Annotated in this window: 14 protein-coding genes; 12 read left to right on the forward strand and 2 right to left on the reverse strand. The window is 59.1% G+C overall.

What is annotated here, in order from left to right; all coding sequences use genetic code 11:
- Positions 1 to 15: 15 nt before the first annotated feature.
- The 5 genes from C8D82_RS17960 to C8D82_RS17980 all read left to right on the forward strand — a co-directional run bounded on the left by C8D82_RS17960 (position 16) and on the right by C8D82_RS17980 (position 6,352).
- Complete coding sequence (locus tag C8D82_RS17960) at positions 16 to 1,278, forward strand: UDP-N-acetylmuramate--L-alanine ligase (RefSeq protein WP_116885671.1); 1,263 nt, start codon at positions 16 to 18, stop codon at positions 1,276 to 1,278.
- Positions 1,275 to 1,751, forward strand: coding sequence for a hypothetical protein (locus C8D82_RS17965; protein WP_116885672.1), 477 nt, complete (start codon positions 1,275 to 1,277; stop codon positions 1,749 to 1,751). The genes C8D82_RS17960 and C8D82_RS17965 overlap by 4 nt, the downstream gene beginning before the upstream one ends.
- Before the next feature lie 193 nt (positions 1,752 to 1,944).
- Positions 1,945 to 3,033 carry a LacI family DNA-binding transcriptional regulator gene (locus C8D82_RS17970; RefSeq protein ID WP_116885673.1) on the forward strand — a complete coding sequence of 363 codons (1,089 nt, stop codon included), beginning with the start codon at positions 1,945 to 1,947 and terminating at the stop codon, positions 3,031 to 3,033.
- A gap of 23 nt (positions 3,034 to 3,056) precedes the next feature.
- Positions 3,057 to 5,606, forward strand: a complete 2,550-nt coding sequence (locus C8D82_RS17975) for a beta-galactosidase (RefSeq protein ID WP_165833178.1) — start codon at positions 3,057 to 3,059, stop codon at positions 5,604 to 5,606.
- Positions 5,607 to 5,761: 155 nt separating this feature from the next.
- A complete protein-coding gene (locus C8D82_RS17980) occupies positions 5,762 to 6,352 on the forward strand; it encodes a peroxiredoxin (protein WP_165833179.1) in 591 nt (196 codons plus the stop codon).
- 126 nt (positions 6,353 to 6,478) lie between these two features.
- On the opposite strand, the gene C8D82_RS17985 is transcribed toward C8D82_RS17980, so the two are convergent.
- Complete coding sequence (locus C8D82_RS17985; protein WP_133245279.1) at positions 6,479 to 7,786, reverse strand: extracellular solute-binding protein; 1,308 nt, start codon at positions 7,784 to 7,786, stop codon at positions 6,479 to 6,481.
- 209 nt (positions 7,787 to 7,995) lie between these two features.
- Between C8D82_RS17985 and C8D82_RS17990 the strand changes: the two genes are divergently transcribed.
- The 6 genes from C8D82_RS17990 to C8D82_RS18015 all read left to right on the forward strand — a co-directional run bounded on the left by C8D82_RS17990 (position 7,996) and on the right by C8D82_RS18015 (position 13,984).
- Complete coding sequence (locus C8D82_RS17990) at positions 7,996 to 9,975, forward strand: MFS transporter (RefSeq protein ID WP_116885677.1); 1,980 nt, start codon at positions 7,996 to 7,998, stop codon at positions 9,973 to 9,975.
- A gap of 37 nt (positions 9,976 to 10,012) precedes the next feature.
- Positions 10,013 to 11,302, forward strand: a complete 1,290-nt coding sequence (locus C8D82_RS17995; protein ID WP_116885678.1) for an acetylxylan esterase — start codon at positions 10,013 to 10,015, stop codon at positions 11,300 to 11,302.
- A gap of 69 nt (positions 11,303 to 11,371) precedes the next feature.
- The gene (locus C8D82_RS18000) at positions 11,372 to 12,052 is read left to right on the forward strand and encodes a hypothetical protein (protein ID WP_116885679.1); all 681 of its coding nucleotides are present in this window, start codon (positions 11,372 to 11,374) and stop codon (positions 12,050 to 12,052) included.
- Positions 12,042 to 12,725 carry a DUF1559 domain-containing protein gene (locus C8D82_RS18005; RefSeq protein WP_116885680.1) on the forward strand — a complete coding sequence of 228 codons (684 nt, stop codon included), beginning with the start codon at positions 12,042 to 12,044 and terminating at the stop codon, positions 12,723 to 12,725. The genes C8D82_RS18000 and C8D82_RS18005 overlap by 11 nt, the downstream gene beginning before the upstream one ends.
- On the forward strand, positions 12,719 to 13,189 hold the full coding sequence (locus C8D82_RS18010) for a hypothetical protein (RefSeq protein WP_133245280.1): 471 nt from the start codon (positions 12,719 to 12,721) through the stop codon (positions 13,187 to 13,189). Before C8D82_RS18005 ends, C8D82_RS18010 begins: the two co-directional genes overlap by 7 nt.
- Before the next feature lie 111 nt (positions 13,190 to 13,300).
- On the forward strand, positions 13,301 to 13,984 hold the full coding sequence (locus C8D82_RS18015) for a hypothetical protein (RefSeq protein ID WP_116885682.1): 684 nt from the start codon (positions 13,301 to 13,303) through the stop codon (positions 13,982 to 13,984).
- Here the strand turns inward: C8D82_RS18015 and C8D82_RS18020 are convergent.
- Entirely contained in the window at positions 13,956 to 14,258 is a 303-nt protein-coding gene (locus C8D82_RS18020) for a hypothetical protein (protein ID WP_116885683.1), read from the reverse strand. The two genes, C8D82_RS18015 and C8D82_RS18020, sit on opposite strands and share 29 nt — an antisense overlap.
- A gap of 80 nt (positions 14,259 to 14,338) precedes the next feature.
- On the opposite strand from C8D82_RS18020, the gene C8D82_RS18025 reads away from it, so the two are divergent.
- Positions 14,339 to 15,340 (forward strand): serine protease family protein, encoded by a 1,002-nt coding sequence (locus C8D82_RS18025; protein ID WP_133245281.1) that lies wholly within the window; start codon positions 14,339 to 14,341, stop codon positions 15,338 to 15,340.
- Positions 15,341 to 15,832 lie beyond the last annotated feature (492 nt).

Raw genomic sequence — 15,832 nt, forward strand, 5'->3', positions numbered from 1 at the left:
GAAAGGCGGCTTCCGGTGGAACGGGTTCACTTCATCGGCATCGGCGGTGCGGGCATGGCGCCGCTGGCCGCGATCCTGCTGGAACACGGCGCGGTCGTGACCGGTTCCGACCGCGAAGCCAACGCGAAAACCGCCGAGCTTGCCCGGCACGGCGCCGTTATGCATATCGGGCACGACGCGGCGAACCTGCCGCCGGATGCGACGCTGGCGGTCTACTCCTCGGCGGTTCCCGAAAGCAATCCTGAACGGCGGCGCGCGGCGGAGTTGAAGATTCCCCAGCTCCGCCGCGGCGAATTTCTTGCAGAACTGACCCGGCAGTACCGGCGGCTTGCCGCGGTCTCCGGCTCCCACGGCAAGACCAGCGTGACCGCGATGCTGGCGCATATTCTGGTGAAGGCGGGACTGAAGCCCGGTTTTCTGATCGGCGCGGCGGTGAATGGCGGCGCTTCGGCGTCGGCGGGAGCCGGGAACGATATTTTCGTGTCGGAGGTCGATGAGTCCGACGCCACCCATACGCTGGTCCGTCCCTGGCTCGGCATCGTGCCGAATGTGGATGACGACCACTGCTGGAGCGTCGGCGGCGAAGCGGCGTTGCGGGAGAATTTCCGCAGATTCGGCCGCCAGTCGCAACACCTGATTTACTATGCCGGGCCGGTGGCGGATCGGCTGTTCGCCGGGCACCCCGACGCGCTGCGGCTGGAACGCCCCCCGATGGATTTTGCACTGGGCCGCTGGCACGGGTTTCAGGCGTGGAACGCGCAGTTGGCAATCGCTGCCGCCGGGCGGTTCGGCGTGGCACCGGAGCGGGCGTTGGCGCTGCTGGACGACTTTCCCGGCGTGGCCCGCCGCATGAGCGGACATTACGCTTCGGAGCGGTTGCTGGTCTATGAGGACTACGCCCACCATCCGGCGGAGGTCGCCAGTTCGATCGCGGCGTTCCGGGGACGTTTTCCCCGTTGCCATCTGCGGGTGGTGTTCCAGCCGCACCGTTACGCGCGGCTGGCGAAATACCTGCCGGAACTGGCTGCCGAACTCGGCAAGGCGGATTCGGTGATCGTGACGCCGGTTTTTGCGGCGTGGAGTGAAACCGGCCCGGTTTCCGGCGCCGACCTCGCCGCCGCAATCGGAGCAAAGGCGCGGTATCTGGAAGGCGGCTGGCCGGAAATCGCGCAAAAAGCACTGGAATACGACGGCGCCGCGCCGCTGTTGCTGGCGGTGATCGGCGCGGGTGATATCGAGCAGATATTTCATTGGCTGCCGGGAGGTGAAAACGCATGAACCGGATTTTTACAGGGAGTTTCATCGGGATTCCGGCGCTTTTTGCGGCGGTTTCGGTATGGGCCGCGGATGCGGTGCATCCCAATTTTGTGGGAAACTGGAAATTCGATTTCGAGGAGACCTGCAAGCAGGGCAGGAAGATCTGCAAATTGTTCAGTGAAAAAGAGCTGGAGCGTTTCCGACTGTCGATGCGCGACCGGGCGGTGACGATTCGCCCGGACGGGACGATCATCCACACCTTCGTGAAATACCCGGAGCGTCCCGATGCCAAGCCGGTCTCCGAGCCTTCCAGGGGGCGGATTCTGACCTCGAACGATCAGGAGTTGATTTTCCGGGAGCGCGGCGGCGGCAAGGCGACTTTGCACTTCAACGTCATCTCCGAAGAGTATATCACCTTATTCACCATCCTGCCGTATCAGAAGACCGGCCGCCTGCTTCCCCTCTATTACAAAAAAGTCAAAGACGAATTGTAATACTATTTCGCTCTCCGGGGCGGAGCGCCTTGGACGCCGGGGGCAAAATCTCCCTGTATATGAAACATTTCAATGTTGTATCGGGATTGTAAAATCATATCTTGTTGTATGTATTCTATTGACATTCAATATTTTTATGCTATACTATTGTGAAATATTTCTGAAATTATATTAAATCTTTCAAGGAATTGCAATGCAGCGAAAGCAACAGGTGACGCTTCAGGAGATCGGCCGTGCCGCCGGAGTTTCGGCTCCGACGGTGTCGCGCGTGCTGAACCGGCATCCGGGAGTCAGCGGGGAGGTGCGCAGCCGGGTGATGGAGGCGATTGAGGCGCTTGGTTATGATGCCGAGCCGATCCTCCGCAAGGCGGCGGTGATTTCCAATGCGCAGATGCACGAAAGGCGGATTGAAATCGTGATGTTTCCGCTGCCGGAACAGAACGACATCTTCAAACTGAGCTACTTCAATGAAATCTACGAGGGATGCCTGAGCGTGCTGAACCAGTCCGGGACGGCGCGGGCGTCGCTTCTGACGTGGGAGAGGTCGTGGCAGGGAACGGCGGATTTGCCGGAGACGGTGCTGAAACGGTTCCGGAAGGCGGACGGGCTGCTGCTGATCGGCAGCAGTTTTCCGCAGGCGGTCCGGGAATTGAAGCGGCTCAACAAGGCGATCGTGGCGATCGGCATGGGGACGGCGTCCGATTCGCTGGACTATGTGTCGCACAACGATTTTCAGGCGGGGCAGGTGCTGGCGGATTATCTGATCGACCGGGGATGCGTCGAAATCGGTTTCTTTTCCGGTTCGCGGCACTCGGAATGTTTTACGGCGAGGTTGAACGGGGTGATGGTGCAGGCGCTGCATCGGCTGGGGGAGAAAAGTTTTTCCTGCCGCTACGCCGATTCGACCGACAACAAGGATGTGATGGAGACGCTGGCGGCGTGGCTGGATTCGGGGAAGTGTCCCCGGACGCTGGTTTTTTCGCATTTCGTGGCCGCCTATGTGTTCTACAACCTTCTGGTGCACCGCGGTCTGAAGCCGGACCGGTACAATATTGCGACCTTCGACGCGGAGTCCGATTTCATCCCGGGCATGGAGTTCACCAGCATGGAGACCTTCCCGCGTCAGCTCGGCTTCAAGGCGGCGGGGCGGGTGTTGCAGTTGATCGCCCGCCCGCCGGAGGCGGAAATGCCGCAGAGCATTCTGGTCCCCTGCCGCCTGAAACCGGGCAATACCGTGCGGGCGGTGCCGGAAAAGCGTGAAACGACTGGAAACATTTCATAATGATCATAACGGAAGGTGACGGAATGAACAAACTTTTCAAACTCTCTCTGGGATTGGCGCTCCTCGCCGCAATCGGCGCGGGGGCGGCGGATGATCCGCTGCAGAAATCGAACGCCTATACGCTGGAGCTGGACGGCGAAATGCAGCCGGGCCGGAACTTCTTCCCGCTGAGCATTCTGCGGAACGACGAAATGGACCTGCTGCCCCGGCTGGGCTACACGTTCACCGACGGCGGCGGCCACCAGTGTCTTGAATTCCGCACCGGCAAGGAGTGCACCTATCACAAGAAGGTGTCGGACCGGGCGCCGGTGTTCGTGAGCCTCTGGGCCGCCCATACCGTCGCAGGCAGCCGCTGGACCAGAAACTACGGCACGCTCAAAAATTCGCAGGGCCCGGACGGCAAACCGCACAAGATGCACAACCTGAATCTGCACGATCCGAATACCGGAAAATATATCCTCGACTGCGAGCGGTTCAGCGTGGAGAAGGTGCTCGAAGTCAACGGCGACCGCGTGTTCATGTGGCATCTTGACAACGAATGGGAGCTGCCGATGGACTATTCGCCGGAGGCGAAGGCCGGTTTCGTCAAGTATGCGAAGAAACTCTACAACAACGACCTGGACGAATTCAACCGGGTCTGGGGAAGCGATTACAGGCGGTTCGAGGATTTTGAAGCGCCGGTGGCGGAGGAGGCTTCCAGGCGGCCGGGGGCGTGGCTCGACTGGCGGCGGTTCCAGGAGGAGAGCTACACCGATTTTATGGCGGCCCGTTTCAAAAACGTTTCCGAAGCCGACAAGGGGCGCCGCCGGGTGGTGTTCAAGGGGACTCAGTGCACGCTGGAGATGCCGGCGGTCTACAAGCTGCGGCTGAACAACCATGAGATGCTGGCCGACAAGACCCGCGAGTATTCCAAGGGATGGTACGGTATCGACATGTATGGCAATACCGACCGCAACTGCTATGAATACAACTACTTCTACAACTGCATCCTGAATCCGGCCGATCCGGAGGACCGGCGCTGGAACTGGGGCGTGTTCGCGGCGGAGACCAACAACCACACCGGCCCGGACTGGCAGTTCGCCGAATCCTTCTGGCGGGTGCTCGGCAACGGCGTGAAGGGTTTCGACTTCTTTACGCTCGGCAAAAAAGGAGCGAAAGGAGACTGGGCGACGTTCGGATTCACCCGTGCAAGCGACGGCGTGCGGCGGGGCAAGCTCTATTACGCGGCCCGGCTGGGAGCGATGATTCACCGCACCGAACAATTCTGGGCGCAGTCGCGGCCGTATACGCAGGGAGCGGTCGCGATGCTGATCCCGACTCGCGACGTACTGCTCTCGGAACCGGCCGGCGCGAGCCGCTGGGACTATTCGCAGAACAACCGGCTCAACGTCTACACCCATTTGCGCGAAGCCGGTTACCGGGTCGACGTGCTGCCTTACAACAAACTCAATGACGCCTATCTGAAAAAATATGCCGCGCTGGTGCTGGTCGGTGCGGACCACCTGACTGCGGCGGAGGCCGGGGCGATCGAGCGTTTCGTCGCTGCCGGCGGCGTGCTGCTGGCCGACGGGCAGTGCGGCTTTTTCGACGACCGCCACCGCGAAATCCGCAGTCTCGAAAAGCTGCTCGGCATCCGCATGGGCAAGGTCTACAAGGGGATCGACGTCTCTCCCGACGATCTCTGGATCTGCGACGGCAAAGGCAATGTGCTGCGCTGCGACGGCAAGATCACCGGCAGCGTCACGACTGCCGAACTGCTGAACGCCGACGATGTCGCGAACAGCCTCAAAGTCCCGATGTTGACCCGCAACCGCTTCGGCAGGGGAACGGCGTTCTGGATCAATACCCGTCTCGGCTGCATGCGCGCCGAAGGCCCCGCCCATCTGGTCGGCGACTGGCTGCGGGAACTGCTCGGCTCGGCGGGAGTGGAACCGCAGGCGGTCACGGTTCCGGCGCTGCCGGAGCTGCGCATCGAAGCTCCGATGGTTGACGACGACGGCAACACCGCCGTGGTGTTCGCCAATACCGTCCGGGAGCCGCTGCCCGGATTCACTGCGAAACTCCGGATGCCGGGCGACGGTTACAAAGCGTTCTACTGGGCGGATGCGGAAGGGACGAATTTCCGCGTGTTCGACAAAGTGAAACAGTTGAAAGACGATTTCTATGAATTTGAGCTGCCGTCGCTGCGGACCGCCGGAGTGCTCTACGCCTGGAAGAAGCCGCTGCCGATGCTCGGACTTACGGTCGAAGCGGTCGGCGATGCCGGCCATGCTCCGTATGACCCGTGGACGCTGCTGGTGGAGAAAGGCTCGGAATTGACCGTGACGGTGCGCGTCGCGGATGCTCCGGCCGGAAGCAAGGTATGTTTGCGCGCATTCGGCGACTGGACTGTGACGCCGGCGGAACAGGAGGTTCCGGCTGGAAAAGCGGTCAGCGACCTGACCTTCCGCGTGCGGCTTCCGAAAGAGAGCCCGCTCTATTTGCCGGAATACCCGTGCCCGCTGCTGGCGGAACTCCGGAACGCCGACGGAAAAAGAATCGGCGTCTGCAACGCGGTCGTTACCGTAAAATAACATATCTGCGGCATGAGTTCCGGTGTTGCGGAGATTCATTTTTATTTTCTCCGGTTCTTGAAAATATCTGAAAACGATATCTATTATAATGATATAGACACCAATGCCGGAGGAGGGAGTAGCCTCCGGCATGCAACACGGAAGGAGAAGCAATCATGTCACTGGTAGCACAAATGGCGCCGGATTTCACTGCAAACGCGGTCACGCCGGAAAACCTGATCGAACCGTTCACCCTGTCAAACCTGCGCGGCAAATATGTCGTGCTGTTCTTTTACCCGATGGACTTCACGTTCGTCTGTCCGACGGAGCTGGTCGCTTTCGACAATGCGATCGAGAAGTTCAAGGCGCTGAATGCGGAACTGGTTTCGGTTTCGGTGGACTCCGAATACAGCCACTATGCGTGGAAACAGATCGAGCGCAGCAAAGGCGGGATCGGGAAATTGCGTTACCCGATGGTTTCCGACTTCACCAAAGAGATCAGCCGCAACTATGGAATCCTGCTGAACAACAGCGTGGCGCTGCGCGGTCTTTTCGTGATCGACCGGGAGGGAGTCGTCCGCCACGAGACGGTCAACGACCTGCCGCTGGGCCGCAACGTCGAGGAAGTGCTTCGGGTGCTGAAGTCGTTGCAGTTCACCGAAAAGTACGGTGAAGTCTGTCCGGCCAACTGGAAGGAAGGCGCGGAAGGACTCAAGCCGACCGCGGTCGGCGTCGCCGATTATCTGGGCAAGCACGGTCAGGAGTGACCCGTGAAATCTTCCGCACGGCGGCAGTCGGGCGGGAGAGATGGCGATATACAGGCTCCGCAGCAGGATCGTCCCGCTGCGGAGCCTGATATTTTATGTTCGGGCGAATACGGACGGACACGGAGGTCATTCGCCGATGCGGGTCAGGAAACGCAGCGTCGCGCCGAGTTCGCGCACGGTGCGGACGGCTTCTTCGCGGGATTGACGGTTGAACAGATTGCAGGAGCGGTCGACGATGGTGTAGAATTCCGGGGTGAAAAGGTTGTAGCCGGCGGCGGGCTTCTCCATCTCCTGAAGAAAGAGGGCGTCGGTGGACTCGTAGGGATTCATGCTGAAGGCGGCGGAACTGCGCCGGACCGGGATTCCGTACCGGCTCTGGCCGATACGGTCCTGCATGGGTTCGGAGAGCAGGAATTCGATCAGTCGTTCAGCCTGCGCAAGGTCGGCGCATTCGTTGCGGACGCAGAGTAACTCCGCCGCCTGGACGTTCACGTCGCAGCCGTTGTCGGGCATCGGCAGCTCCACGCCGCCGATGCGGGCGAAGTTTTCGCGGGTCAGTTCGTGGGCCAACTGCTCGCGGGTGGTGATCCGCAGCGCGACATCCGTGTAGTTGACCGGCCCTTCTTCGGGACCGAGCAGGTCCCGCAGCATCAGGTAGTGGTCAAGCCCGCGCAGCATCTCGGGTGCGTCGATCCGGACGGGGTCCGGCTGATCCGGTTCGATGATGCGGCCGCCGAAGCGGGCCGCGATCGGATAAAATTCATACAGCGCGTGATTGAACGGGAAAACCCGTTCGGCGGGCAGTTTGGAACGCAGTTGCCGGATGCAGGCGATGAACTCCTCCCAGCTCCAGCCGGGGCGCGGCAGCTCCACGCCGCACTGCTTGAAGAGTTCGCGGTTATAAGCGATGATGCGCGGCGAGAACAGCAGCGGAATGCCGCAGAGTTTGCCGTTGACCAGAAATTGCCGGAACGGAGCCGGAAAAAAGGCGGAGGGGTCCGGGTAGAGTTTCCGGAAGATCGGCCCGAGGTCCAGATATTGCGAGTGGTGGCCGAGCAGATAGTGGGAGACCTGAATCTCATAGACGGCCCGGTCGAATTTCCAGGTCAGCCGCAGTTCGGGGTGTTCCTGGCTGATCGGGGCGCTGTAGACCTGTCGGGTACAGTCCTCCGGCGCGGCCCGGTGAAGCCGCAAGGTCCCCTGCAGGAGCCGTTTCTCCCAATTTTCCCGCACGTAGGTGCCGCTGCGCGGGACGCTGAGCAGAATTCCCTGCTGCACCAGGCTCTCCAACACGGATTGCAGGTGTGTGAAGCAGCAGCCGACTTCACCGGCCAGCTGGCGCGCTCCGGGAAGCTTGGCGCCGGGACGCCATTCGCCGCGTTCGATCTTGTCGAGCAGGAGGTTGCGGATCTCAAGATTCTTGTCCAGCTTCATAACGATGTCACCCGTGGTTGAAGGTTCGATGAAAATACCATAATCCGGGATACTGACTTTGTCAAGCGGCGGTTTCAAGATTGTTCCGAATTCGTTCTGAAAAGAAAAAATCGGGAAAAATTTGGTTGCCGCTCTTGCTTTTCAATTGGAAATATTGTATAATTGCAATGTGACTGTGTCAGAATGGATCGAACAGGGGGATCATCGAAATGCCGGAAGCGAGTACCGTCGGAGAAGAAAAAAGGGAACTTTATCACTGCGGAACTTTGACCTATACGAAAATCGGGTTGGTTTCACTGTTCATCTGGCTGCTGTGGGGGGATTTCTGCTATACGCTGATGGAGACGGTGGTGCCGAGCATCATTCCGCTGACCCTGAAAGGGCTTTCCTGCCCGAACTGGATCATGGGAATGATCATTTCGACGATTCCGAACTTCATGAGCATGACCGTCGCGCCGTATGTCAGCGTGAAGAGCGACCGCTGCCGCACCCGCTGGGGACGGCGTATCCCGTTCATCGCCGCGAGCATGCCGTTCCTGACCGTCAGTCTGTTCCTGCTGGGCTGGAGCCGGGAGATCGCGGAATGGCTGCGCATGACGGTTCCCGGGCTGGAGGCGTATGCCCCGGCCACGGTCGCGATCGGGATGATCGGTATTTTCATGCTGATCTTCCAATTCTTCAACCAGTTTCTGAACACGGGCTTCTGGGCGCTGTTCAACGATGTGGTGCCGCCGACCCACCTGGCCCGTTTCGCGGGGGCGTTCCGGATGGTCGGCACGGCGGCGGGGGCGTTCTACAACTATTTCCTGTTCCGCTACGCCGAAAGCCATTCCCATGAGATTTTCGCGGGTTCGGCGATCCTGTACACGGTCGGTTTCCTGCTGCTGCTGTCGATGGTCAAGGAGGGAAAGTATCCGCCGCTGGACGAGAGCCAGACCAGAAAGGTCAGCCGCTGGCAGGCGACGCGGGAGTTTTTCCGGGAGTCGTTCCACGAACGGCTCTACCAGCTGATCTTCGCCAGCGGCGGCGTGCTGGCCTTCGCCGGGGTGGCGTGGGGCTTTCAGGTGTTCTTCCTGCTCGAAATGAAAATGGACCTCGAACAGATCGGCAAGTACAACGCGATTCTGGCGGTGGCGGCCTTCATCGCAACCTACTTCGCGGCGATCTTCGTGGACCGCTGGCATCCGCTGCGGGTGTACACCTATGTGGTGATCTTTTCGCTGACCGGGCCGATGATGAACTGGGTCTGGCTCTTCATCGACCTGCCGGGGCGGATTTTCTTCTGGCTCTCGCTGGCGGCGCAGCTGCTGTACGCATTCATGAACGCGCTGTCGGCGGCGTGCGCGATGCCGATGCAGATGCGGCTGTTTCCGCATTCGCGGTACGGCCAGTTCGGAGCGGCGCAGGGGATGATCCGCTCCGCCTGCACGATCGCGGCCGGCATGGTGGTCGGGGGCTTCTACGACCTGATTCAGGTGATTTTCGCGAACTGCTGGCACGGTGGCGGCATCGCGGCCGGAGCCGGGTACTGTTACCGGTTCTATTTCGTGTGGTCGTCGCTGGCCAGCCTGATCAACTTCGTGTTGATTGCGTGGGCCTACCGGCGCTGGAACCAGCTCGGCGGCGACGCCCATTTTCATCCGCCCGCTTCGTGGAACAAGGAGGGCTACGAAAAGGTGGCCGTGGTCGCGACGACCGGCTACCAGAGCAAATGGTTGAATATCGCACTGCTGATGATGGACGGCGTGATGTTCGGCTCGCTGCTGCTGGTGGCGGTAATGCTGGCGCCGCTGGCGTGGCACGGCATGTACGGGGCGGTCCGGTGGTTCCTGATCGCGGTGCTGCCGCTGTCGCTGGTGGTGGCGGTGATCTGGTTCAGGATGGTGCGGGGCATCCGGCGGGATGTCGGGCGGGCGAAGGCGGGGGAACTGCCGGTGAACGGGATCCCGCACCACGGGATGATGATGGTGTTCGGCTCGAAGTTCCTGTTGACGATCGGGCTGGTGATCGCGCAGTTCCTTGTGGCGGTCAGGCTGGAAAACGAGCTGTACGTGGTGCTGTTCGCACTCGGCAATATCGTCACGAACTTCCTGCTGCTCTTCTGCACCTGGTTCGTGCTGAAGATGGAGAAGGGGTATGCGACGAAGATCGACGCCGCCTCGCTGGTGGCCGCCGCGCCGGAACAGTAATGGAAGATTCGGAATATCATAAAAGGAGTTGTGAACAATGAAATTGACGGCTTTTCTTTCCGTTCTGCTGTTGGCGGGCGGAGCGGCGGCGGAGCGCCTGACCGTGGCACCCGACCGGCCGGAGGCGCTGTATCGCCCCGGCGAACAGGCGGTTTTCACCCTGAAGCTGACTTCGGAAGAAGGAAAACCGGTCGCGGACCGGGAGGTGCGCTACTACCTGTACGGCGACGATTCCATCAAGGGTAAAGGAACGTTGCGGACCGGGCCGGACGGCGCGGCGGAGGTGAAAACCGGGCTGAACCGTCCCGGTTTCATCCGGCTTGCCGCGGCGACCGGCACGGGAAAGGAGAAGGTGGAAGGTTCGGGCGGAGCCGGTTTCGATCCACGGAAAATCATGCCCGCCCGGCCCGAACCGCCCGATTTCGACGCTTACTGGGCGAAGGCGAAGCAGGAGGTGGACCAGGAGCCGCTGCGGGTGAAACTGACGCCGGTTCCGCTCGCGGATGCCGGGCAGGCGGCGAAAATAAAGCTCTTCGATGTCGAATTGAACTGTTCCGGGAGCGGCGCTCCGGTGCGCGGCTATCTTGCGCTGCCCTACGCGGCCGAGGCGAAAACGCTTCCGGCGGTGGTTTCGTTTCAGGGGGCGGGAGTACACAGCGCGGGCAGGCCGGTCGGCCGTGCGCTGGCCGGCATGATCGGCTTTGAAATCAATGCGCACGGAGTGGTCAACGGCCGGCCGCGGGAATTCTACGACGCGCTGGACAAAGGGGAGTTGAACGGCTACCGCTACCGGAATATGGACGATCCGGAAAAAATCTACTTCCGCGGCATGTTCCAGCGGGTCTGGCGGGCGCTGCAGTTCGTGAAGCGGCTGCCGGAGTGGGATGGACGCACCCTGATCGCACTCGGGGGCAGTCAGGGCGGCGGGCAGGCGCTGGCGGCCGCCGGGCTGGACCCGGACGTGTCATGCTGTGTCGCGTATGTCCCGGCGCTGTGCGACCACGGCGGCCTGTCGGTCGGGCGCGAAAGCGGCTGGCCCCGGTTCCACTGGGGCAAAGGCTACGATGAGGCGAAAGTGTTGCCGGTGGCGGACTACGTGGATGCGGTGAATTTCGCGCGCCGGATCAAAGCGGACTGTTTCCTGTCGACCGGATTCGTGGATTTGTCGTGTCATCCTTCGAGCGTGTACGCCGCATACAATGTGATTCCGGCAGAGATGAAACAGATCGTGAACAGCCCCGCCAGCGACCACTCCGTGCCGCGCAGCACGTTTCAGGCCGGAGAGGAGTTCATGCGCAGGCATATCGAAAAAATGCGCCGGAACTAGGCATTTTCTGAAACTCCGGCTTGAAACCGCCCTCCTGAGCTTCTATAATGAATGCAGGAGGGCTTTTTCATGTGGAAGCTGCGTCGATTCTGCCGTGTCGCCGCCGAATACCGCTGGTGGTATCTGCCGCTTTTTGCCGGGATCATCGCGCTGTTCATCCGGTGGCCGGAGCAGGGGCGGTATGGATATTTGTTTGAAGCATTCCGGTTTGTCCGGGGCGCTTGCCTGCTGGGCGCGCTGTCGGCGCTGGCCGGAATCTGCCTGGAATGGAGGAAGCGGGGCACCTATCTGGTTTATTTGCTCTGTTTTCTGGCGACGCTGATCGTGTCGAATCTGTCGGCTGAGTTGGCGCTGGAGGAACGTTTGCGCCGTCCGCTTCCTCCGGGAGCGGCATGTTGCGGCGGTTTGAAACAGCTCGGGCTTGCATTGCGGATGTATGCGCAGGATAACGATGGCTGGTTTCCGCCGGAGGATGGAGCCGCCGGATTGAATGAGCTGCTCCGGCAGGGCTGCCTGACGGATGCTTCGCTGTACGTCTGTCCCGGCGATTCCCGGCAGAAGCTCACTTCCGGGAAGCTGACCGAAGAGCATTGCAGCTATCTGTATTTCGGCGGCCTGCGCGCACTCGAATCAAGCCGGGAGGAGATTCTGGTTGCCGACAAACCGGAAAACCACGGCGGGAAGTTTCGGCATCGGTTGCATGTCGGCGGGCATATTTCCACCCGGACGGAGGAGGACGATGGAAAATAAGGAACTGCGGTTGGAAGATAAATACTGGCTCGGTGTATTCCGCTGGAAGTTGGTTGTAGGGCTTTTTATTCTGTTGCTTATTGTAGCATTGGGTTCGGACGATGAGATAAGACTTGTGATTCCGGCCCGGGCGATGAGTCCGTTGGTTTGGGGCTGTTTCTGCCTGATCGGGGCAATGGTTGCCGCTTTCCGCCGCCGGAGGTCCGGAGAAGAGGATTTCTGGGAACGGCATGGATGTGCTTTTTTGGTGAGTATGGTGGTTGGGACGGTTTTATTCGGTTTCTTCCTGTCCGGTCCCTGCGTTGCTTCTGAAAAAGCACGTTTGATCTCCTGCCGTGCCAATCTGCAACAAATTTGGAATGCATTGCAGGCGTATGCTTCCGATAATAAGAACTTTCTCCCGCCGGGAAACGGAGCTACCGGATTGAATGAGTTGTTGAGGGGAGGATATTTGGCGGAACCGGTACTATTCCATTGTCCCGGCCGCTCAGGGTCTGCCGGGGAGTTTCAAGAGCTGACAGAAGAAAACTGTGATTATATCTACTATGGAGGTGGTGAGCAAAGCTACGACCGGAAAGGAATCCTGCTGATGGATAAACCCGGCAACCACCCGGAGCGGAAATATAACATACTTTACTATAACGGTGAGATTGAGAGTCGGGGTGGATGGTGAAAAAACAAAAACGTCTGCTTCTCTGGTGCGTCATAATTCTGGCGTTGGTTGCAGGAGTAGCAATACTTTTGCCGCCGCTTTACACGGATTGCCGTTGTCGGCCCAAAAACGTAAGGTGCATGTCGAACTTGAAAATGATTTACACGGCATTGCAGGTATATGCGTGGGATCATGATGGCTGGCTTCCGCCGGAGGATGGCGTCGGAGGGCTGAGTCGGCTGGTACAGGGCGGGTATCTGGATAATCTTTCCGTTTTCAACTGTCCGGTAACCGGAACGGTCTTCCCGGAGAGCCTGACGGATGAAACGTGTGATTATATCTATCGCGGAGGGGGCCGGCAGTCGGAGGGAAAAAGTATTGTGCTGATGGACAAGCCCGGCAATCATCCGGAAGGGAGGTGTAATATTTTTTACTCCGACGGTACGTCAGAATTTAACATCAGGGATGTATCCGATGGCGAATAATCCGGTTGTGATGGTAATGGATAAGCCGGGTAGCCATCCGGGGCGCACGTATTGTATCACCCGTTCCGATGGAAGTGTGCAGTGTGAGGAGCGGAAACGGAGGCAGGCGGAATGAGGCGGGAATTGTTCAGGCGGCTGGCGACTTGTCCATGGTGGTTCGCACTTGCGACTTTCCTGTTGACCGTCGGCGTCGGACTCCTGCCGCCTTTCGGCATCTGGGCGAGATGGCAGGAACGCGGATTGCTGTGCGCGCTGGGATGGTGCATCGCGGCGATGATGGGAGCGTTGGTCTGGGCTGTTTTTCGCCGGAAGGAGTTCCGGTTCTGGCTGCGGCAGGCCGGATGGTTCTTCTCGATTCTCTGTTTATCCGTCCTGTTTCTGATCCTGATCCCGGAACCCGTCGGCAGGATTCGGCCCAAGGCCGCACTGATCGCCTGCCGTTCCAATCTCCGGCAGATTCACACGGCGCTGAAGCTCTACGCCGGAGATCATAACGGTTTTCTGCCGCCGGAAAATGGAGCCGCCGGGCTGAATTACCTGATACGCGGCGAATACCTGACGGATCGGGCGATTTACGTCTGCCCGTGGCAGGGGAGCCGCCGCCATCCTCAAAAGGCGGAGTTGACCGAGGAGGAGTGCGGTTATATCTTTTACGGCGGCGGCAGATTGTCGGAAATCTCCCGGTTGCCGCTGCTGATGGACAAGCCCGGCAACCATCCGAAGCAGATGTATAATGTTCTTTACACGGATGGCACGTATGAAAGCGTTACTCCACGGGAGCGTTCTTTGTTCTGAGCTCAATCAGTTGCCGGATGGTGCGGTTGAGTTGACGGTTCATCCGGGTAAGGGCGGTTCCGCAGGAGAGCCCGATGAAAAGCAGGATGAGAAGTGCATAAATCCGGTGTTTGCGGTTGCCGATGAGTAACGGCGAGGCAAGCGGAATCGCGGAAAACAGCAACCAGAGCGCAGGCCCCGCCGGATCGGCGCACAGCAGGAAAGCCGAGAGCAGGATCATGCCGATCGAAGTGCCCAGGCCTATTCGTGCCGAAGCGGCAGCTGAAAGTTTCATCGCGAATCCTCCCGGAACAGGTTGAAAAATACCGTTTTCTCATTATTTTAGCTTGACGCATGATGCTTGTCAAGGAGAAAATGATGCGAAAATGGTGGTCGGCGGTATTGCTCGTCGGATTCGGTTGGATCGTTGGCGGAAGCGAGCCGTGGAGCTTTGAGATTACAGGTGACCGGATGCGTGGGGCCGGAAGCGCCGTGCGCTGGGAGGGGCAGCCGGTAGTGGTGACCGCCGCCCATGTGGTGATTGATAATCCCGATCTGCGCCTGACCGACGGGGAGGGAAAGGGTTACGCGATCCGTTCCGTCGAATTGGCCCCGGACCGCGATCTGGCGATTCTGGAAACCGTGGAACTGCCACCGTTCGGTCCGGCGGTGCGGCGCTCCGGATTGAGTTCCGGTTCTTCCCTATATAATAAAGGCATTTCGTATCAGCCGGTGAAGATTTCCTTGCAGGAGGTCAACCTTGCCGGGTTGCGAATCCGCCCCGGCGAATCCGGCGAAGCGGTTACCGGAGCCTCCGGTGAGGTGGTGGGAGTGTTGCGCGGTCGTCGCCGGGAAGGGGAGGAGGCGGTTGCGGTCCGGATCGACAACTATGTCCGCCGCCCCGAAGCGACGGTGACTCTGCAGCAATTGAAGGCATGGCAAAGTGCTTCCGAACGGGCGAAGGAACTTGATCGGCTGCTTCAGGAGGCGGCGCAGGAGAGTGCCGGGAAAAAGCTGCGGGAGCGCGCCGCAGCGGTATTGCAGGGATTTTTCCCGGCAACATCTGAAGTTCCGATCGCATTGCAGCGAGCTTACCGGGAGACTTTGGAGCTGCTCTGCATGGAAGCCGCATGGCTGGGGCTGGGACTCGACGGTACGGTTCTGGCCGAAAGTGGAGAGTATCACCGCAAGGCATGGGAAGTGCTGCTTCGGCAGCACGGCTTCCCGGATTTTGAATTTGTGAAACCGGATACATGGGGGATTGCCTGCTGGAAACTGTCCGGGAAACGCCTTCTATGGGTCAGTTTTTGTGAAAAAGGTCCGTTTGCAGGGAAAATCATGCTCAAAATTCATGAAAAACGCACAAAACGGCCTTGACAACTTTCAAAAGTATGATATTTTATAATTCTGTTGCGCGTTAATCGTGACGGTTGTTTAAATATTCAGCGTTCAGGCTCTGCGAATAATTTTGAAAAAAGTTTTGCTTTTGATTTGCAAAACCTGGAATTGATGATATTTTAAAACCCTGTTGCGCCTCTTGCTAGAGGGAGCGCTGCTGATGAAAAAAATTGGATATTGCTTCGGCTGAGATTTTGGAATATTTTTCAAAATCGGGCTTGCAAGTTTTGGAAACCGTGCTACATTAAGGATCTGTTGCGCAACGAGTTACGGAGTGCGACGGCTGATGGTGACGGAACGGTGGTTGAAATAAAGTTTTAAAAATCTTAAAACTTCGGCTTGACAAGTTGCTGAAAGCGTGATATATTATGAAACTGGCGCTGCGTGCTGGTTGAGAGTTGATTGAAAATTGAATAGTGCGATGTAAACCTGAAAATGACTTTGATAAGACGGAAGTCTTACAGTAGTCGA

It is taken from the genome of Victivallis vadensis (assembly GCF_003096415.1).
GTDB lineage: Bacteria > Verrucomicrobiota > Lentisphaeria > Victivallales > Victivallaceae > Victivallis > Victivallis vadensis.

Bases quoted from the DNA above. Each gene is read 5' to 3' on its own strand.
- C8D82_RS17980 (WP_165833179.1), top strand. From the start codon at position 5,762: ATGTCACTGGTAGCACAAATGGCGCCGGATTTCACTGCAAACGCGGTC.
- C8D82_RS18020 (WP_116885683.1), bottom strand. From the start codon at position 14,258: ATGAAACTTTCAGCTGCCGCTTCGGCACGAATAGGCCTGGGCACTTCG.
- C8D82_RS18015 (WP_116885682.1), top strand. From the start codon at position 13,301: ATGAGGCGGGAATTGTTCAGGCGGCTGGCGACTTGTCCATGGTGGTTC.
- C8D82_RS18000 (WP_116885679.1), top strand. From the start codon at position 11,372: ATGTGGAAGCTGCGTCGATTCTGCCGTGTCGCCGCCGAATACCGCTGG.
- C8D82_RS18025 (WP_133245281.1), top strand. From the start codon at position 14,339: ATGATGCGAAAATGGTGGTCGGCGGTATTGCTCGTCGGATTCGGTTGG.
- C8D82_RS17965 (WP_116885672.1), top strand. From the start codon at position 1,275: ATGAACCGGATTTTTACAGGGAGTTTCATCGGGATTCCGGCGCTTTTT.
- C8D82_RS17985 (WP_133245279.1), bottom strand. From the start codon at position 7,786: ATGAAGCTGGACAAGAATCTTGAGATCCGCAACCTCCTGCTCGACAAG.
- C8D82_RS17970 (WP_116885673.1), top strand. From the start codon at position 1,945: ATGCAGCGAAAGCAACAGGTGACGCTTCAGGAGATCGGCCGTGCCGCC.
- C8D82_RS18010 (WP_133245280.1), top strand. From the start codon at position 12,719: ATGGTGAAAAAACAAAAACGTCTGCTTCTCTGGTGCGTCATAATTCTG.
- C8D82_RS17990 (WP_116885677.1), top strand. From the start codon at position 7,996: ATGCCGGAAGCGAGTACCGTCGGAGAAGAAAAAAGGGAACTTTATCAC.
- C8D82_RS17975 (WP_165833178.1), top strand. From the start codon at position 3,057: ATGAACAAACTTTTCAAACTCTCTCTGGGATTGGCGCTCCTCGCCGCA.
- C8D82_RS17995 (WP_116885678.1), top strand. From the start codon at position 10,013: ATGAAATTGACGGCTTTTCTTTCCGTTCTGCTGTTGGCGGGCGGAGCG.
- C8D82_RS18005 (WP_116885680.1), top strand. From the start codon at position 12,042: ATGGAAAATAAGGAACTGCGGTTGGAAGATAAATACTGGCTCGGTGTA.